The organism is Methylobacterium sp. 391_Methyba4 (assembly GCF_029691625.1).
GTDB classification, from domain to species: domain Bacteria; phylum Pseudomonadota; class Alphaproteobacteria; order Rhizobiales; family Beijerinckiaceae; genus Methylobacterium; species Methylobacterium fujisawaense.
The window spans coordinates 4,275,350-4,289,274 of record NZ_CP121475.1 but is presented as its reverse complement, the minus strand read 5'-3'; the positions used below and the strand labels follow the sequence as shown (position 1 = coordinate 4,289,274).

General features: G+C 70.1%; 16 protein-coding genes. 13 read left to right on the top strand and 3 right to left on the bottom strand.

The window, feature by feature from the left end; translation table 11 throughout:
• Positions 1-47: 47 nt before the first annotated feature.
• Genes P9K36_RS20145 through P9K36_RS20135 form a run of 3 tightly spaced genes read right to left on the bottom strand, consistent with a single transcriptional unit; the run spans position 48 to position 1,494 of the window.
• Positions 48-350, bottom strand: coding sequence for a hypothetical protein (locus tag P9K36_RS20145; RefSeq protein WP_278305868.1), 303 nt, complete (start codon positions 348-350; stop codon positions 48-50).
• Between the two features lie 8 nt (positions 351-358).
• Positions 359-1,240: a DNA/RNA non-specific endonuclease gene (locus tag P9K36_RS20140; RefSeq protein WP_078947301.1), complete on the bottom strand. Its 882-nt coding sequence runs from the start codon at positions 1,238-1,240 to the stop codon at positions 359-361.
• Positions 1,240-1,494, bottom strand: a complete 255-nt coding sequence (locus P9K36_RS20135; protein ID WP_043387694.1) for a hypothetical protein — start codon at positions 1,492-1,494, stop codon at positions 1,240-1,242. The genes P9K36_RS20140 and P9K36_RS20135 overlap by 1 nt, the downstream gene beginning before the upstream one ends.
• Positions 1,495-1,696: 202 nt before the next feature.
• Here P9K36_RS20135 and dxs point away from each other — a divergent pair, with 202 nt between their 5' ends.
• From dxs to frr, 13 genes are all read left to right on the top strand, one after another.
• A complete protein-coding gene (gene dxs, locus P9K36_RS20130) occupies positions 1,697-3,676 on the top strand; it encodes a 1-deoxy-D-xylulose-5-phosphate synthase (RefSeq protein ID WP_278305867.1) in 1,980 nt (659 codons plus the stop codon).
• Between the two features lie 312 nt (positions 3,677-3,988).
• Positions 3,989-4,738 (top strand): pyridoxine 5'-phosphate synthase, encoded by a 750-nt coding sequence (locus P9K36_RS20125; protein WP_043382776.1) that lies wholly within the window; start codon positions 3,989-3,991, stop codon positions 4,736-4,738.
• A complete protein-coding gene (gene acpS, locus P9K36_RS20120; RefSeq protein ID WP_043382779.1) occupies positions 4,735-5,145 on the top strand; it encodes a holo-ACP synthase in 411 nt (136 codons plus the stop codon). The genes P9K36_RS20125 and acpS overlap by 4 nt, the downstream gene beginning before the upstream one ends.
• A 191-nt stretch (positions 5,146-5,336) precedes the next feature.
• A complete protein-coding gene (gene lepB, locus P9K36_RS20115) occupies positions 5,337-6,122 on the top strand; it encodes a signal peptidase I (protein ID WP_091955302.1) in 786 nt (261 codons plus the stop codon).
• On the top strand, positions 6,119-6,898 hold the full coding sequence (rnc, locus tag P9K36_RS20110) for a ribonuclease III (protein WP_078947126.1): 780 nt from the start codon (positions 6,119-6,121) through the stop codon (positions 6,896-6,898). Before lepB ends, rnc begins: the two co-directional genes overlap by 4 nt.
• 47 nt (positions 6,899-6,945) lie before the next feature.
• Positions 6,946-7,893: a GTPase Era gene (gene era / locus P9K36_RS20105; RefSeq protein ID WP_085987654.1), complete on the top strand. Its 948-nt coding sequence runs from the start codon at positions 6,946-6,948 to the stop codon at positions 7,891-7,893.
• A gap of 149 nt (positions 7,894-8,042) precedes the next feature.
• The gene (locus tag P9K36_RS20100) at positions 8,043-8,948 is read left to right on the top strand and encodes a class I SAM-dependent methyltransferase (RefSeq protein ID WP_043351191.1); all 906 of its coding nucleotides are present in this window, start codon (positions 8,043-8,045) and stop codon (positions 8,946-8,948) included.
• The gene (locus P9K36_RS20095; RefSeq protein ID WP_278305866.1) at positions 8,945-9,685 is read left to right on the top strand and encodes a 16S rRNA pseudouridine(516) synthase; all 741 of its coding nucleotides are present in this window, start codon (positions 8,945-8,947) and stop codon (positions 9,683-9,685) included. Before P9K36_RS20100 ends, P9K36_RS20095 begins: the two co-directional genes overlap by 4 nt.
• Positions 9,686-9,950: 265 nt before the next feature.
• The gene (locus P9K36_RS20090; protein ID WP_012320390.1) at positions 9,951-11,018 is read left to right on the top strand and encodes a 30S ribosomal protein S2; all 1,068 of its coding nucleotides are present in this window, start codon (positions 9,951-9,953) and stop codon (positions 11,016-11,018) included.
• 118 nt (positions 11,019-11,136) lie between these two features.
• Positions 11,137-12,063: a translation elongation factor Ts gene (tsf, locus tag P9K36_RS20085; protein ID WP_043382788.1), complete on the top strand. Its 927-nt coding sequence runs from the start codon at positions 11,137-11,139 to the stop codon at positions 12,061-12,063.
• Positions 12,064-12,178: 115 nt separating this feature from the next.
• Complete coding sequence (locus P9K36_RS20080; protein WP_158498464.1) at positions 12,179-12,322, top strand: hypothetical protein; 144 nt, start codon at positions 12,179-12,181, stop codon at positions 12,320-12,322.
• 198 nt (positions 12,323-12,520) lie between these two features.
• A complete protein-coding gene (gene pyrH, locus P9K36_RS20075) occupies positions 12,521-13,243 on the top strand; it encodes a UMP kinase (protein WP_043351203.1) in 723 nt (240 codons plus the stop codon).
• Between the two features lie 115 nt (positions 13,244-13,358).
• Positions 13,359-13,922 (top strand): ribosome recycling factor, encoded by a 564-nt coding sequence (frr, locus tag P9K36_RS20070; protein WP_043351205.1) that lies wholly within the window; start codon positions 13,359-13,361, stop codon positions 13,920-13,922.
• The last annotated feature ends 3 nt before the right edge of the window (positions 13,923-13,925 follow it).

The window sequence follows — 13,925 nt, the reverse complement described above, 5'->3', positions numbered from 1 at the left end:
GCCGGGAAGCGGCAAGGACGGCCCGGCCGTCGCGGGGTGCCGATCTCTCAGGCGAACGGGTTCATCACCGATCGCGGCGGCGCGTCCGGCGCCTCCGCCACCGCTTCGGGCAGATCGGAGGCCTCCAGGGTCTTCACGATCGCGTCCAGCGTCTTCCGGAGAAGCCGGGCCTGCTCCAGCCCGGCCCTGTCGCGGGTGATGTCGAGGGATCCGTGCAGGGCGATCCGGTCCGTGCCGTTCTCGAAGCTCAAGCTGCCGATGGTGCGCACGCCGGCATCGTCCGCGAAGGGCGTGAAGGCTTTCGGATCTTCCGTCGCGCCTCCGGAGGCGCGTTGCGTGTCCTTGGGCATGGGTCCTCTCAGAAGAACGAACGCAGCAGGTCGCGCAGGAATTTCCGCGCCGCTCGGGCCAGCTCGCGCTCCAGCCATTCCTGCCAGGTCTGCTCGTGCCGGGGCCGGCGCTCGTCCGCGCGGGCGGAGGCCTGGGGATCCGGGAGGCTCATCGCGGTCGCGCGAGCCGCTTGCGGCAGGCCGGGAAAGACGTCGATGCCGGATTCCCGGCGCAGATCGTCGATCGACAGCACGCGCCAATCCTTCGAATCGTCGTTCCGGGCGAGGTATGCTCCGGCCTCGCCGCTGGCCGGATCGTAGAGGGCCTTGAACAAGTGGGTCGGGACGAGCACGCCGCCCTTGATCTGCTGCACCGCGTCGCCGGAGAAGATCACCCCGGTGACCACGAAGAGCGCACCGCGCCGGCTGGTCAGGCGCCGGGTGCCTTCCTCGATATCGGCCCAGAGCCCCCGGTTCAGGACCCGGTTCTGCGGCGTGATGTTGGCGAGGCTGAACGACTCGGCCTGGGCGCTTGCCGTCGGCATGTCGCCGGCCGGCGCGAGATGGCCCCGGTCGAACCCACTGCGGACATAATCCTCAAGGGCGGCGCGCTGGTCTTCCGGCAGGCGCGCCTCTTCGTGGAAGGAATCGTCGCGTGCCACCGCGCGGGCCGCGGCGATGCTGGCGCGGGTGAGGTGCTCGGCGGCGTAGAGGGGCGTGCGGGTCACGCCGGAATGCAGCACCGCGAAGGCCTCGAAGCACAGGGGGGTCGCCCGAACGGCGAGCTTCGGATTGGTGAGGACGGGCATCCGCCCATCGGCGAACAGCCCCGGACAGGCATCCTGGGCGCCGACCGGAACCGATCCGAGCGCGAGAACCAGGGCCGTGGCGATGAGAGCCGGCGCGCGCATCACCAGCAGACGCGGACCCGGCGCACACCCTCCGGGGTCGGGCGATCCCGCCAGGCGCAGGGCCGGCCGAGGGTGCCGTTGAACGGGCGGACATCGCGGTCCGGGCCGCCCGGGGCGACCCGGGCCGGGCACTTGCCCAGGAAGTTGCACGCGAAGTCGAGATTGCCGTCCAGCGGCCGCGCCGCGGCGTAAGCTTGGCCGTAAACCGTAATCGCGAGCGCGAGCAGGATTGTGCACAGACGAGCCGGATTCAAAGGCGAACCTCTTGTGGCGTTAAGGGCACGTGATTCAAAAAAGCGACGGCCCGACATTGATCGCGCCGCCGTTCATCCGTACCTGGCACTATCATGACAGCGGCGGACGGGCGGGTTCTAGCATGAACGCGTGCTCCCGGGGTGCTGGCGTTGCGGTTGCCACGGGCCCGTGACGGAGCCGTCGCCATATTCGAACGAACGGATGCGACCATTGGCACTCTCCCCTGAGCAATCGGCGTTGCTGGACCGTGTCCCGAATCCTGCGGCGCTGCGGCGTCTTCCGGAATCGGATCTTCCGGCTGTTGCGGAGGCGGTGCGCGCCGAGATGATCGACGCGGTGTCGATCACCGGCGGCCATCTGGGCTCGGGGCTCGGCGTGGTCGAGCTGACGGTGGCGCTGCACCACGTGTTCGACACCCCCGACGACCGCATCGTCTGGGACGTCGGCCACCAGTGCTACCCGCACAAGATCCTGACCGAGCGCCGCGACCGCATCCGGACCCTGCGCCAGGGCGGGGGGCTGTCGGGCTTCACCAAGCGCAGCGAGAGCGTCTACGACCCGTTCGGCGCCGCCCATTCCTCGACCTCGATCTCGGCGGCGCTGGGCATGGCGGTCGCGCGCGACCTCGACAACGCCACCGCCAAGGTGAAGGGCCGCCCGCAGAAGCGCCGCAACGCCATCGCGGTGATCGGCGACGGCTCGATGTCGGCCGGCATGGCCTACGAGGCGCTCAACAATGCCGGCGCCCTGCACTCGCGCCTGATCGTCATCCTCAACGACAACGACATGTCGATCGCCCCGCCGGTGGGCGCCATGTCGGCCTATCTGGCGCGGCTGGCCTCGGGGGGCGCCTACCAGTCCCTGCGCGAGACCGCCAAGCAGCTCGGCAAGCTGCTGCCGAAGGCGCTCTACCAGCGCGCCGCGGCGGCCGAGGAATACGCCCGCTCGCTGGTGGTCGGCGGCGGCACGATGTTCGAGGAGATGGGCTTCCACTATGTCGGCCCGGTGGACGGGCACAATCTCGACCACCTGCTGCCGGTGCTCAAGAACGTCCGCGACGCCGAGCACGGCCCGATCCTGCTGCACGTCGTCACCCAGAAGGGCAAGGGCTACGCGCCGGCCGAGGCGAGCGCCGACCGCTACCACGGCGTGGTCAAGTTCGACGTGATCTCGGGCGTGCAGGCCAAGGCCAAGCCGAACGCGCCGGCCTACACGCGGGTGTTCGGCGAGAGCCTGATCAAGGCGGCGGATGCCGACGACAAGGTGGTGGCGATCACCGCCGCCATGCCGGGCGGCACGGGCATCGATCTTTTTGGGAAAGCCCACCCCGAAAAAACCTTCGACGTGGGCATCGCCGAGCAGCACGCGGTGACGTTCGCGGGCGGGCTGGCCACCGAGGGCTACCGGCCGTTCGTGGCGATCTACTCGACGTTCCTGCAGCGGGCCTACGACCAGGTGGTGCACGACGTGGCGCTGCAGAACCTGCCGGTGCGGTTCTGCCTGGACCGGGCGGGTCTGGTGGGCGCGGACGGGGCGACGCATGCCGGCGCGTTCGACCTGGCGTATCTGTGCTGCCTGCCGAACATGACCGTGATGGCGGCCTCCGACGAGGCCGAGCTGGTGCACATGGTGGCCACCGCCCACGCGCATGATTCGGGCCCGATCGCCCTGCGCTACCCGCGCGGCGAGGGCGTGGGCGTCGAGCTGCCGGAGCGGGGCGAGGTGCTGGCGATCGGCAAGGGCCGGGTGGTGCGCCGGGACGCGGAGGCGCGGGTGGCGATCCTCAGCCTGGGCACGCGGCTGGCCGAGGCCTCGAAGGCGGCGGACACGCTGTCCGAGCAGGGCGTGGCGGTGACGGTGGCGGATGCGCGGTTCGCCAAGCCGCTGGACGAGGCGCTGATCCTGGATCTGGCGCGGGACCACGAGGTCCTGCTGACGATCGAGGAGGGCTCGCGGGGCGGGTTCGGCGCGATGGTGCTGCACCTGCTGTCGGAGACGGGCGCGCTGGACGCGGGCGGGGTCCGGGTGCGGACGCTGACGCTGCCGGACACCTACCAGGACCACGACAGCCCCGAGAAGATGTACGCCGAGGCCGGCCTCGACGCCAAAGCCATCGTCAAGGCCGCCCTCGATGCCCTGCCCGAGCGGAAGGACGGCCGGTCGCGCCTGCGCCTCGCCTGAGCGGGAGGGCCCTTCGGCCCCTTCGATGACCGGGCGGGACGCCTGTCGGGAAGGCCCGCCCAGGGATCTTGGTCCCTCGGCGCCGCCAATCCCGGCGGCGCCAGATCCCCGGAGTGACGATCCTCGTCCCCCGGATCGCCGTCTTCCGCGATGACGGGCGCGCCAGCCGATCGGTAAGTGTCGCGGCCCCGGCCGTCTTGCCGGCGCGCGCGATCCTCCGCATATCGCCGGCACGGGGTGAGGGCGCGCCGCGCCTTCCGAACCCTGCCGGTAAGCCTGTCGCATCGCGCCGACACGGGGACGAACGAGCGGATGACCTCCGAAAAGCTGCGCCTCGGCGTCAACATCGATCACGTCGCGACCGTCCGCAACGCCCGCGGCGGCGATTACCCGGACCCGGTGCGGGCGGCGCTGCTCGCCGTCGAGGCGGGCGCCGACGGCATCACCGCGCATCTGCGCGAGGACCGGCGCCATATCCGCGACACCGACATCGCCGCGCTGAAGCGCGGACTGTCCGTGCCGCTCAATTTCGAGATGGCGGCCACCGACGAAATGGTGGCGATCGCGCTGGCCACGCGGCCCCATGCCGCCTGCCTCGTCCCGGAGAAGCGCGAGGAGCGCACCACCGAGGGCGGGCTCGACATCGTCGGCGGCCGGGAGCACCTCGCGCCGCGCATCCGGACCCTCGCGGAAGCCGGTATCCGCGTCTCGCTGTTCGTCGAGCCGGAGCCCGCGGTGATGGACGCCGCCCATGCCCTGGGGGCGCCGGTGGTCGAGTTGCACACGGGCAGCTACTGCGAGGCCGCGCTTGAGGACGATGACGGCCGCACGGCCCACGAACTCGCCCGCCTCCGGCGCGCAGCCGAGCACGGGGCCGGCCTCGGCTTGGAGATCCATGCGGGTCACGGGCTGACCCTCGGCAGCGTCGGGCCGGTGGCGGCGCTGCCGCAGATCCGGGAGCTCAATATCGGCCATTCGCTGATCGCCGACGCGATCTTCGTGGGGCTCGACCAAGCGGTGCGCGACATGCGGGCCGCCATGGATCGGGCCCGGCTCGCATGATCGTCGGGATTGGGTCGGATCTCTGCGACATCCGTCGGATCGCCCGGACCCTGGAGCGGCACGGCGCGCGCTTCACCCACCGGGTCTTCACCGAGGGCGAGCGGGCCCGCTGCGACCGGCGGGCCGCCCGTGCCGAGGGCTACGCCCGGCGCTTCGCCGCCAAGGAGGCCTGCGCCAAGGCGCTGGGGACGGGTTTCAGCGCCGGCGTGTTCTGGCGTGACATGGAGGTGGTGAACCTGCCCTCCGGACAGCCGACCCTCCGGCTGGCGGGCGGTGCGGCCGCGCGGCTCGCGGACCTTCTGCCGGCCGGACACGCGGCGCGCCTGCATGTGAGCCTCACGGACGATCCACCGATGGCACAAGCCTTCGTGATCATTGAAGCCCTGCCGGTCTCTGTCGCCGGTTGAGGCGGCCATCGCGGATTAGCCGGCCCCGGTCGCGCGTTGCGGGGGGCTCGCGCATGGTCTAGACCGCCGCTCACAGCGGACACGATTGCGGCGCATTCCTCGGGCCAACCGCACATCAGCAAGCCGCGCGCGGCGGGGCTGCGCCCCGCTGGCGGCAGGTGACGAACCTCAACCAAAGACGGAACGCGCGCGTGGATTACGACGGCAAGCCGCTCAGGAAACCCGCCGAGACCGGCACCTGGGCCAGCATCCGCGAGACGCTGAAGGTCGGCATCCAGGCGCTGCTGATCGCCCTGGTGGTGCGGACGCTGCTGTTCCAGCCGTTCAACATCCCCTCAGGGTCGCTGGTGCCGACCCTGCTGATCGGCGATTACCTGTTCGTATCGAAATATTCCTACGGATACTCCAAGTACTCGCTGCCGCTGTCGGAATACATTCCGATTCAGGCCGAGGGCCGGATCTGGGGCGCCGATCCGAAGCGCGGCGACATCGCGGTGTTCAAGCTGCCCAAGGACAATTCGACCGACTACATCAAGCGCGTGATCGGCCTGCCGGGCGACAAGATCCAGATGATCGACGGCGTGCTCAACATCAACGGCAAGGCGGTCAAGCGCGAGCGGATCGCCGATTACGAGACGACCGATCCCTACGGGCAGCCCACCAAGGTGCCGCAATATATGGAGACCCTGCCCAATGGCGTGGCCCACCGGGTGATCGAGCGCGACGGCGACAATGGTTTCTGGGACAAGACCGAGCTGTACACGGTCCCGCCCGGTCACTTTTTCATGATGGGCGACAACCGCGACAACTCCACCGATTCGCGCGACCTCGCCAATGTCGGCTACGTGCCCTTCGCCAATCTGGTCGGTCGCGCCGAGATGATCTTCTTCTCGATCGACGAGGGGACCCCGGCGTGGCAGGTCTGGAACTGGCCGGCCCACGTGCGCTGGTCGCGCCTGTTCACGACGATCCATTGACCGGTTCGGACTTGGACGACGCCGCGCAGCCCCGGGCCAACGCCCGATCCCGTCGGGCCCACAAGCCGCGGCCGCCCCTGAACGCGCTCGAGGAGCGGATCGGGCACAGCTTCGCCGATCAGGACCTGCTCACCCGTGCCCTGACCCATACCAGCAAGTCCAGCGGTCGGGGCGGCAGCTACCAGCGCCTGGAATTCCTCGGCGACCGGGTGCTCGGGCTCGCGGTCGCCGATCGCCTTTACGGCGCCTTTCCGGAGGCCGATGAGGGCGATCTCTCCCGGCGGCTCGCCGCCCTGGTCCGACGTGAGACCTGCGCGGTTGTGGCCGCGTCCTGGGAGGTCGGACCGCACCTGATCCTCGGCCAGGGCGAGGTGATGGGTGGCGGCCGGCGCAATCAGACGATCCTCGCCGACGTCTGCGAGGCGATCCTGGGGGCGATCTACCTCGACGCCGGCTTCGACGCCGCCCGGGCGGTGGTCGAGGCGCATTTCCGCCCGGGCGAGCCGACGGCTGCGGCACGGGGCCGTGACGCCAAATCGGCCTTGCAAGAATGGGCGATGGGCCGCAGCCTGCCGATCCCCACCTATGCGGTGGTCGAACGCACGGGTCCCGACCACGCGCCCCGGTTCCGCATCGCCGTCCAGGTCGAGGGCCTCGAGCCCGGCCTCGGCGACGGCACCTCGAAGCGGATCGCCGAGCAGGCCGCCGCCCGGGCGCTGATGGAGCGAGAGGGAATCGGAGCCTCCGCGGATGCGGGGCCGACGGAGACAGCATGAACACGCACGAACCGGACGATCACGACGCGCAGGACGGCCCCGGCGCCATGCCGGGCCAGGAGCCCGCGCGCGATCCGTCCATGCTCCCGGGCACGCCCGCCGACGCCCGGGCCGGATTCGTCGCGCTGATCGGCGTGCCGAATGCCGGCAAGTCGACCCTGCTCAACAACCTCGTCGGTACCAAGGTCTCGATCGTCTCCCGGAAGGTGCAGACGACCCGGGCGCTGGTGCGGGGCATCCTCATCGAGGGCTCGGCCCAGGTCGTGCTCGTCGACACCCCCGGCATCTTCGCGCCCAAGCGCCGCCTCGACCGGGCGATGGTGCATTCGGCCTGGAGCGGCGCCGCCGATGCCGACGCGGTCTGCCTGCTGGTCGATGCGCGCAAGGGCGTCGATGCGGAGGTGGAGGCCGTGCTCGGGCGGCTCGGCGAGGTGAAGCGCGAGAAGCTGCTGATCCTCAACAAGATCGACCTGATCCCGCGCGAGCGCCTGCTCGACCTTGCCGCCAAGCTCAACGCCGCGGCGCCCTTCGCCGAGACCTTCATGATCTCGGCGCTGAACGGCGACGGCGTGGACGATCTGCGCCGCGCTCTCGCGGCCCGGATGCCGCCGGGCCCCTGGCTCTATCCGGAGGATCAGGTCTCGGACGCGCCGCTGCGCATGCTCGCCGCCGAGATCACCCGCGAGAAGATCTACGACCGGCTTCACGAGGAACTGCCCTATCGCTCGACGGTGGAAACCGACCAGTGGCAGATCCGGCCCGACGGGTCGGTTCGGATCGAGCAGACGATCTTCGTCGAGCGGGAGAGCCAGCGCTCCATCGTGCTCGGCAAGGGCGGCCAGACCATCCGGTCGATCGGGCAGGCGGCCCGCGTCGAGATCGCCGAGGCGGCCGACGCCAAGGTCCATCTGTTCCTGCACGTGAAGGTGCGGGAGAACTGGGCCGACGATCCGGCCCGCTACCGCGAGATGGGCCTCGAATTCCCGCGCGGCTGACGACGGGGCCGCGCCCGGGAGGCTGGGCTTCCCGGCCGGTTCCGGTATAAACGCGGTGTTCCCCCGGATGAACCGAGTCGGGCGCGGGCTTGCCCCGCTCCGCCGCGGATTCGCGTTCCGGCGTTGGCTCTCCAGATCCCGAACCGTTCATGCGCCATGCCGTCTACGGCCTGCCGCCGGCCGACCTCGCTGAGGTTCCCGGCGACGCCGTCCAGCTTTCCCCCATGATCCCCGGCGCCGCACGGCTTGAGGATCTGTCCGAGAACAGCCTCGACGCGGCCACGGTGCTCGCGCCGCCCGGAACGGTCGAGCGGCGCTACGTGCTGGCCCAGGTGCTGCGCGCCCTCGGGCCGGGCGGGCGCATGGTCGCCCTGGCCCCGAAGGACCGGGGCGGCACCCGTCTCGCCAAGGAACTCACGACCTTCGGCTGCGCCGCCGCCGACCAGCCGCGCCGGCATCACCGGATCTGCACGGCGGAGCGCCCGACAGAGCCGGCCGGACTCGCCGAGGCGATCGACGAGGGCGGTCCGCGCCATGTCGACAACCTCGCCCTGTGCACGCAGCCCGGAATCTTCTCGTGGGACCGGCTGGATGCCGGCACGGCGCTGCTCCTGGCGAATCTGCCGGCCTTCAAGGGCCGCGGCGCCGATTTCGGCTGCGGCCTCGGGATCCTGTCCCGAGCGGTGCTGGGCTCGGACGCGGTCACCGCCCTGACGCTGGTAGAGATCGACCGCCGGGCCGTCGAGATGGCCCGGCGCAACGTCGCCGACCCGCGGGCCACGATCCACTGGGCGGATGTCCGGACGCCCGGCGTGGTGCCGGACCAGCTCGACTTCATCGTCACCAATCCGCCGTTTCACGAGGCCGGAACCGAGGACCCGTCCCTCGGCCGCGCATTCATCGCCCGGGCATCCGAGGTTCTGCGGCCGGGCGGCACGCTCTGGCTCGTGGCCAACGCGCATCTGCCTTACGAGGCGCCCCTGCGCGCGGCGTTCCGGAGCGTCTCCGTCGCCGTGCAGGCGAACGGCTTCCGCGTCTACGAGGCGCGCCGGTGAGCGCAGCCAAGTCCGTCCGGCTCGACAAGCTCCTCGCCAATCTCGGCTACGGCTCGCGCCGCGAGATCCAGACCCTCGCCCGCGCCGGCGCGATCCGCCTCGATGGCGCGGATCTGGACGATGCCGGCGACCGGATCGCCCTCGACCCGGATCTGCCGGACCGGCTGACGATCGACGGCGCGCCCGTCGATCCGCTGCCCGGCCTGTGTCTGATGCTGCACAAGCCGCTCGGCGTGACCTGCTCGCACAAGGAGGCCGGTCCGCTGGTCTACGGGCTTCTGCCGGAGCGCTGGCGCCGCCGTGACCCGCCGCTCTCGACCGTCGGGCGGCTCGACAAGGAGACCTCGGGCCTCCTGCTGCTGACCGACGATGGCGCTCTGCTGCACCGGATCATCAGCCCGAAGGCGCAGGTGGCCAAGCGCTACCGTGTCACCCTCGACCGGCCGCTGAGCGGCGGGGAGGCGGCGGTCTTCGCCGCCGGCACGCTGATGCTCGAGGGTGAGGACCGCCCGCTGCTGCCGGTGCACCTCGACGTCGCCGATACCACGCATTGTGCGGTGACGCTGACGGAGGGCCGCTACCATCAGGTCCGCCGGATGTTCGCCGCCGTCGGCAACCACGTCACGGCCCTGCACCGGGATCGGGTCGGCGGCCTCGACCTGCCGGCGGATCTGGCGGCGGGGGATTACCGGGTGATGACCGCCGGGGACGTGGCGGCGGTGTTTGCGGCTGCGTGAGCCGTCCCGTGTTCGAGGGCGACCAGCGCGGCGACCGGGCAAGATTGACGCAAGACTGACGATTGCGCCGACGACGGCCGGGGCCTGGATGCCGATCGCGCGGCCCCCGTTCCGCGCCTTGCCTTCGCACCCGGCCTCTGCTAAGCGCCGGCCCATCCCACACGCGGAGCCGGCCTCATGCCTGAATGAGGCGTTTCCGGTGGTCGTCCGAGATCTCGGACGGCCGCATCCCTCCGCGGCGGATATAACCGGAGAGTACACAGACATGGCCGTCGATTTCTCTATGCGTCAGCTCCTCGAGGCGGGGGCGCATTTCGGTCACCAGGCGCACCGCTGGAACCCGAAGATGCAGCCCTACATCTTCGGAACGCGCAACAACATCCACATCATCGATCTGGCCCAGACCGTGCCGGCGATGCACCAGGCGCTGCAGGCGGTGAGCGACACCGTCGCCAAGGGCGGCCGCGTGCTGTTCGTCGGCACCAAGCGCCAGGCGGCCGACACGATCGCCGAGGCGGCCAAGCGCTCGGCCCAGTACTACGTCAACTCCCGCTGGCTGGGCGGCATGCTCACCAACTGGAAGACGATCTCGGGTTCGATCTCGCGCCTGCGCAAGGTCACCGAGACGCTGGAGACCGGCGGCCCGGGCCTGACCAAGAAGGAGCGCCTGATGCTCTCCCGTGAGAAGGAGAAGCTCGAGAAGGCGCTCGGCGGCATCAAGGACATGGGCGGCGTCCCCGACCTGCTGTTCGTGATCGACACCAACAAGGAGCAGCTGGCGATCAAGGAGGCGAACCGCCTCGGCATCCCGGTGGCCGCCATCGTCGACACGAACTGCAACCCGGACGGCATCAGCTACATCGTCCCGGCCAACGACGATGCGGGCCGCGCCATCGCGCTCTACTGCGACCTGATCGCCAAGGCCGCCATCGACGGCATCTCGCGCGCCCAGGGCTCGTCGGGCATGGATCTCGGCGCCTCCGAGGAGCCGATGGCCGAGGAGCTGCCCGCCAACGACGACGCGGCCGTCACGGTCGAGTCCGACGCCCTCGACCCGGCCGACGTGGCGATGCTCGCCGAGTCGACCGAGCATTTCGAGCTGCTCGCCGCCCCGCGCGGCGCGCCGGACGACCTGACCAAGCTCAACGGCGCCGGCCCGCAGATCGTCCAGAAGCTGAACGACGCCGGCATCTACCACTACTGGCAGCTCGCCGCGATGACCCCCGAGGACGTTGCCAAGGTCGACGCCGACCTGAAGCTCAACGGCCGCATCGACCGCGATTCGTGGGTCTCGCAGGCCCGTGGCTTCGTCGAGGCCGCCGCCGCAGCCTGATCCATCGGGACTCCGCGGCGGCACCGTCATCGGGCCGTCGCGGTTCCAGGCATACCGGGCCCGGCCGCTCACCCGCGCGCCGGGCCTCTCGCATCCAGACCACACGAAAGGGACCGCCATGGCCAACATCACCGCCGCGATGGTGAAGGAGCTCCGGGAGAAGACCGGCGCCGGCATGATGGACTGCAAGGGCGCGCTCAACGAGACGCAGGGCGACATCGAGGCCGCCGTCGACTGGCTGCGCAAGAAGGGTCTCGCCAAGGCCGCCAAGAAGGCCGGCCGCGTCGCCGCCGAGGGCCTCGTGGCCGTCGAGTCCGCCGGCCACCACGCCGCCGTGGTCGAGGTGAACTCCGAGACCGACTTCGTCGCCCGCAACGACGCCTTCCAGGCCTTCGTCCGCGAGGCCGCCAAGATCGCGCTCAACACCGACGGCACGCTGGAGGGTCTGCAGGCCGCCCATTTCCCGGGCGCCACCGAGACCGTCTCCGAGAAGCTGCAGAACCTGATCGCCACGATCGGCGAGAACATGAACCTGCGGCGCGTGGCCAAGCTCGAGGTCAAGAAGGGCGTGATCGCCTCCTACGTGCACAACCAGATCTCCGAGGGGCTCGGCAAGATCGGTGTGCTCGTGGCTCTCGAGTCCGAGGGCGACGTCGAGGCGCTCTCGGCCCTCGGTCGCCAGATCGCCATGCATGTCGCGGCGACCAACCCGGTGGCGCTCGACGCCTCGGGCGTCGACACCGCCACGGTGGAGCGCGAGTCGAACATCCTGCGCGAGAAGAACGCCGGCAAGCCGGACCACGTCCTCGCCAAGATCATCGAGAGCGGCCTGAAGAGCTACTACAAGGAGGTCACCCTCCTGGAGCAGCCCTTCGTGCACGACGGCTCGAAGACGGTGAGCCAGGTTCTCAAGGAGGCCGGCTCGAAGGTCGGCGGTCCGGTCACCCTGACGGGCTTCGTGCGCTACGCCCTCGGCGAGGGCATCGAGAAGGAAGAGGGGCCGGACTTCGCCACCGAGGTCGCCCAGCAGGCCGGCCGCGCCTGATCATCGTCCGCGATCGCCCGGCGCGCCGGGCCGCAGAGAGACGAGCCCCGTCCGGCGCGAGCCGGGCGGGGCTTCGCATTTTCGGGCGCGCCAAAGCGTTCCACGCCGGACCGTGTTGCGGCGCACACGCCGTTTCGCGGCGCTGCGCTATGTCGTGCCCATGCCTTTGAAACCCTTCTCCTACCTGATGATCGGCGTGTTCGCCTCAGGTCTCGTTATGACCGTTCTCGGCGCCGTCGGCGTCCTGACCGGCAGCTGAAAACCGGGTGCCGGCCTGATCCACGATCAGGCCGGCGCCTCGCCCGTTGACGGATGGTCCTACCGGGATTGGGCCATCTCTCCCGTATGATTCGACCGATGTGCCCCGCCGGATCGGCCCGAACCCCTCGACGTAACTCCCGCGCCTGACGTAGAAGCCTCCCGGTTTGCGCGACGCGGGATGGAGCCGGGAAACCCGATGCCGGATACGACGCCGTTTCGCCGGATATTGCTGAAGCTATCGGGCGAGGCCCTTGCAGCCCCTGACGGGTACTGGTTGCATCCGCCGACCCTGGCGGGGCTCGCCGAGGACATCGCCCGTACCATCGAGGCCGGCGCCGAGATCGCCATCGTGGTCGGCGGCGGCAACATGATCCGCGGAGCGCGGATCTCGGCGGCCGGCTGGATCGATCGGGCCACCGGGGATTCGCTGGGGATGATGGCCACCGTCATGAATTCCCTGGCTATCGAGACCGCCCTGAACGCCGCGGGCGTCCAGGCCCGCACCATGTCGGCGGTGTCGATGCCGACCATCTGCGAGACCTACGCCCGCCAGCCGGCCTTGCACCACCTCGACAAGGGGCAGGTGGTCGTCCTCGCGGGCGGCACCGGGAACCCGTTCTTCACCACCGACACCGCCGCCGTCCTGCGCGCCGCCGAATTGCGCTGCGACGCGGTTCTGAAGGCGACGCAGGTCGACGGCGTTTACACGGCCGATCCCAAGAAGGATCCGAGCGCGACCCGCTACGACCGCATCACCCATGACGAGGCCATCGCCCGCGATCTCAAGGTGATGGACACGGCGGCCTTCGCGCTGGCCCGGGAGAGCCGGCTGTCGATCCTCGTCGGATCGCTCCATCCGCCGAGCTCGATTGCCGGCATCCTGTCGGGCGAGGCCCCCTCGACCCTCGTGGCTCCCTGACGACGCGGCTGTGATGCCGCCGCGACCGTTTGCGGCCCTGAAAAAATTCGTCCATTGAGGCCGCGATTGCCCGCGCCGGGCTCAAGATACCGTCAGACGTCTCGGGACGACCACCATGGCCACACCGGAATTCGATCTCAACGACCTCAAGCGCCGGATGCAGGGCGCCGTGTCCTCGCTCTCGAAGGATCTCGGCTCGCTGCGCACCGGGCGCGCCACGCCGTCGCTCCTGGATCCGATCCAGGTGGATGCCTACGGATCGATGATGCCGATGGCGCAGGTCGCCACCGTCAGCGTGCCGGAGCCCCGGCTCCTGTCGATCTCGGTCTGGGACCGCAGCATGGTCACCGCCGTCGAGAAGGCGATCCGCGAATCCGATCTCGGACTCAACCCGCAGACCGAGGGGCAGACCATCCGGCTCCGCATCCCCGAGATGAACGAGCAGCGCCGCAAGGAGATGGTCAAGGTCGCCCACAAGTACACTGAGGAGGCCCGCGTCGCCGTGCGCCACGTCCGCCGGGACGGCCTCGATCATCTGAAGAAGCTCCTGAAGGACAGCGCCATCTCGGAGGACGACGAGAAGCGCCAGGCCGCCGACGTGCAGAAGGCGACCGACCAGTTCATCGCCGAGATCGACGGCGTGCTGGCCTCCAAGGAGAAGGAGATCATGCAGGTCTGAGGC

Excerpts from the sequence above, each read along its gene's own strand:
- era (WP_085987654.1), top strand. The coding sequence starts at position 6,946 with ATGCCGGGCCAGGAGCCCGCGCGCGATCCGTCCATGCTCCCGGGCACG.
- dxs (WP_278305867.1), top strand. The coding sequence starts at position 1,697 with ATGCGACCATTGGCACTCTCCCCTGAGCAATCGGCGTTGCTGGACCGT.
- P9K36_RS20125 (WP_043382776.1), top strand. The coding sequence starts at position 3,989 with ATGACCTCCGAAAAGCTGCGCCTCGGCGTCAACATCGATCACGTCGCG.
- P9K36_RS20145 (WP_278305868.1), bottom strand. The coding sequence starts at position 350 with ATGCCCAAGGACACGCAACGCGCCTCCGGAGGCGCGACGGAAGATCCG.
- pyrH (WP_043351203.1), top strand. The coding sequence starts at position 12,521 with ATGCCGGATACGACGCCGTTTCGCCGGATATTGCTGAAGCTATCGGGC.
- frr (WP_043351205.1), top strand. The coding sequence starts at position 13,359 with ATGGCCACACCGGAATTCGATCTCAACGACCTCAAGCGCCGGATGCAG.
- P9K36_RS20100 (WP_043351191.1), top strand. The coding sequence starts at position 8,043 with ATGCGCCATGCCGTCTACGGCCTGCCGCCGGCCGACCTCGCTGAGGTT.
- P9K36_RS20090 (WP_012320390.1), top strand. The coding sequence starts at position 9,951 with ATGGCCGTCGATTTCTCTATGCGTCAGCTCCTCGAGGCGGGGGCGCAT.
- P9K36_RS20140 (WP_078947301.1), bottom strand. The coding sequence starts at position 1,240 with ATGCGCGCGCCGGCTCTCATCGCCACGGCCCTGGTTCTCGCGCTCGGA.
- acpS (WP_043382779.1), top strand. The coding sequence starts at position 4,735 with ATGATCGTCGGGATTGGGTCGGATCTCTGCGACATCCGTCGGATCGCC.
- tsf (WP_043382788.1), top strand. The coding sequence starts at position 11,137 with ATGGCCAACATCACCGCCGCGATGGTGAAGGAGCTCCGGGAGAAGACC.